The organism is Anaerotignum sp. (genome assembly GCF_031981185.1).
In the GTDB taxonomy this organism is placed as follows: domain Bacteria; phylum Bacillota; class Clostridia; order Lachnospirales; family Anaerotignaceae; genus Chakrabartyella.
Window position 1 is genome coordinate 12,487 of record NZ_DALYUL010000011.1, and the last position, 3,553, is coordinate 16,039.

Consider the following 3,553-nt stretch of genomic DNA (forward strand, 5'->3'; position numbering starts at 1 on the left):
TTTAAACCTTTTGCTTGGAAAATATGAATATAGTGGTACCATTTCGAAATCTGTAGAAATGGCATATTTTCCGTATCCCGTTGAAAATATGTCTCAACTTACAATAAATGTAATAGAGGATATCTACCCTAACTATTTGCAATGGGAATTATTAAAAGAATTAAACTTATTGAGCGTTTCTGATGAAGTATTATATCGCTCCTTTGATACCCTTTCAAAGGGAGAGCAGACCAAAATTTTGCTAGCGGTTTTATTTCTAAAAGAAAACACATTTTTGCTGATTGACGAACCCACCAATCATCTGGATGCTCAAGGCAGGCAAATTGTGAGCAAATATCTCAATCAAAAGAAGGGGTTTATTTTAGTTTCCCATGATAGAGATTTTTTGGATTCCAGTATTGATCATATTCTTTCTATTAATAAAAATAACATTGAAATACAAAAAGGAAATTTTTCTTCTTGGTACCAAAATAAACAGCTACAAGATTCATTTGAAATTGCGCAAAATGAGAAATTAAAAACGGAAATATCCAGATTAAATAAAACCGCAAAAGAAAAGCGATCGTGGTCAGATAAAACAGAAGCAAGCAAGTTTGGAGAGGGCCCCTGCGACAGAGGCTACATTGGCCATAAAGCAGCTAAAACCATGAAAAGAGCCAAATCTATACAAAAACGTATGGAAACCCGCATTGAAGAGAAACAGGACTTATTGAAAAATATCGAAATCGCCGAAGATCTTAAATTGGAACAGTTTACACATCATAGTAAAACATTGATTACCTTTGACGATGTCTCGGCTTATTACGGCGAAAATACTGTTTTTGAACATGTCTCTTTTTCCATAAATACAGGTGATATAATATCTGTTTGGGGTAAAAATGGCACAGGCAAATCAACTATTCTAAAATTAATTTGCGGTGAAGATATTTCCCATACAGGAACCATTCATATTGCACCGGAGCTTAAACTTTCATATATTTCACAAGATACCTCCACCCTTGGCGGAAATTTATCCGAATTTGCCAAGCAAAATGGCATAGATGAGAGTTTATTCAAATCTATTTTGCGAAAATTAGATTTTTCCAGGGTACAGTTTGAAAAAGATATCTCCGTTTTCAGTGGCGGTCAAAAAAAGAAAGTACTCATAGCCAAAAGTCTTTGTGAAAAGGCCCATATTCATATTTGGGATGAGCCTCTTAACTTCGTTGATGTACTTTCACGCATTCAACTAGAAAGAGTAATCCATGACTTTAGGCCTACCCTCTTGTTTGTTGAACATGACAAGGCCTTTTGTGAGAATGTTGCAACAAAAAAAATAGTTCTCTAAATACTATATTTGAAGACGTATAGCTATTGTTAAAAGATGAATGCCCCAATTCCTATCCTAAAAAAAACAGCCCCTCTATGAATTTAATAATCATAGAGGGGCTGTTTTTGACTGTATTTACGTTAAGATTAATGATTGGGTTTATAAATTGTAATTCGATTCCTTCCGTTCTGCTTGGAAATATAAACTGCCTCATCCACCATTTGAATCAATTGCTCCCCACTAAAAGGTTTGTGAATTTCTGCAATACCTGCACTGACAGTCACTATATACCCATTCTCCTTCTCAAGATTGCGTAAATCTTCCATAAATCCTCTCAGTATTTCCTCTGCCTCTTGGGGCCCAGCATCAAGCGCACCAATGAATTCATCCCCACCCCATCGGGCTGCAATCCCATGGCCCTCGACTGTCTTTTTCAGCGATTCGCCCACCTTAGCAAGTACTTCGTTGCCAAATAAATGCCCCTGGGTATCATTAATTTCTTTGAACTTATCGATATCAAACATAAAAATCGTCTTTCTACGCTCATGACGCTTTCTCACAAAAGATCTATATTTCCTATAAAACAGCTTACTATTGGGCAACCCAGTCAATTCATCTGTATTTTCCATTTCAATGGTGCGATGGTTAAAATTCAAAAAAACAGCTGTTGTAACCATAATACATGCAGCAAGAGAAATAAGCATAAAAATTATATTATCCGTAATTCCTTTTTGAAATGAACGATTAATAGAAATTGTATCCTTCTCCAAAACCAAATACCAACCAAGGGTTTCATCATATTTTGTTATAATACATTTCCTTTCACTTGGGGATGTAAACCATCTCATCAAAGGTTCAGTAGAGAAATCATTTAATATTTTATTCTGTATTCCAGTGCGCCTTGCCAATTCCTCTTCACTGACAAAAACGTCTGTATCTTTTCCAAAAGAGTTTTCGGAACCTCTCACATTCACAATATATACAGATAAATTGTAATTTTGTTCATAAGAACGAACAATACCCTCTATATCAGAAATTTCAAGCCCCACTCCAATGACACCAAGAAGTTTTCCATCTTCACTTTCCATGCGAAAATTAACAAAGGACGTAATTATGTTGCCATCTGCTTCGTTGGTATCAATTTGAATATCGTATTCATTGCCTGATTTAATGAAATTATAATACCAAATATCATGTTCATCATATTTAGAAAGTTCCTTATTCAAACCATCTTGGTAATAATAATTTCCCGTTTCTGCTGAAACACAGAAAACCGTTGTATAACCATACTTTTCTTTGTAAGCATTGAGATAGCTGTATAATTCATTCATATACCCATCCCTATTTTGATTTTTCTGTTCATTGGCGAACCATTTTTTTAAAAACTCGTCATTTGCCATAGTCTTTGATACCATTACAGGTTTAGTCATGGCATTTTCGATTTGCTTTGTAATATCTACCTCTGCCATGCTAAGGATATTGGCCAAGTATTCTTCAGCCAAAACCTGATATGATTTTGTCTGTTTATATACCACTCCAATAAATCCAGCTATTAAAGAGAAAATAATAATTAAGTTACTAATTAGCAAGATATATTTTTTCACATTCAGCTCCCCAATTTAGTCATTTCAAACCCGCTGCAGTAATTTTAACCGTCACCAATTAAAATCAGACCATGCTTTGAAATAAGTTAGTTTATAAATAATGATAAATCATCCCTATAGCTCATGTTATCATTCAATTTTATTGTCGATTCTCAGTTATTTTACTATAAAAATTGTCGAAAATCCAGAACATATTTTTTATTTCTCATGGCCAAAATCAAATCAACTAGGCAAAAATTCTTATCAAGAGCAGTACTAGGAAAAAATATTCTTAATACTGGACCTATATTTTATATCTACATAAACTCGATTATTTTTCTTTTGATCGCCTAGCATTAGCTTTCATAAAAAAAGAGCAGACCTTTGTCTGCCCGATTTCTTTAGTCTTTTTTTGATAGAAGGACTATTGCATGATGATATCCATAACTTGATGGCGCACAGATTCATGATAGCCGGCTCCTCTTTCTGTAAAACCAAGAATTATCATAACCTCTCCTTGAATACCAAAAGTTTCTTTCATTTCATTATATATCTCACTCATCCCCTCTAATGGTTCTATCAACTGAACCGCCGGTTTAATGGTATACCCGTCTGTTTGAAGTCCTAGCAAAGAAAGGGCTTCACCTACTCTAATGTAATC

The 3,553-nt window shown here is 34.5% G+C and carries 3 protein-coding genes; 1 reads left to right on the forward strand and 2 read right to left on the reverse strand.

Features of this window, described 5'->3' with window-relative positions; translation table 11 throughout:
- A partial coding sequence (gene abc-f / locus RTK36_RS07830; protein ID WP_312045947.1) for a ribosomal protection-like ABC-F family protein occupies positions 1-1,327 on the forward strand: 1,327 nt, incomplete at its 5' end.
- A 128-nt stretch (positions 1,328-1,455) separates the two neighbouring features.
- Here abc-f and RTK36_RS07835 read toward each other — a convergent pair.
- Entirely contained in the window at positions 1,456-2,913 is a 1,458-nt protein-coding gene (locus RTK36_RS07835) for a sensor domain-containing diguanylate cyclase (protein WP_312045949.1), read from the reverse strand.
- A 403-nt stretch (positions 2,914-3,316) separates the two neighbouring features.
- The coding region (locus RTK36_RS07840) for a hypothetical protein (protein ID WP_312045951.1) at positions 3,317-3,553 on the reverse strand (237 nt) is incomplete at its 5' end.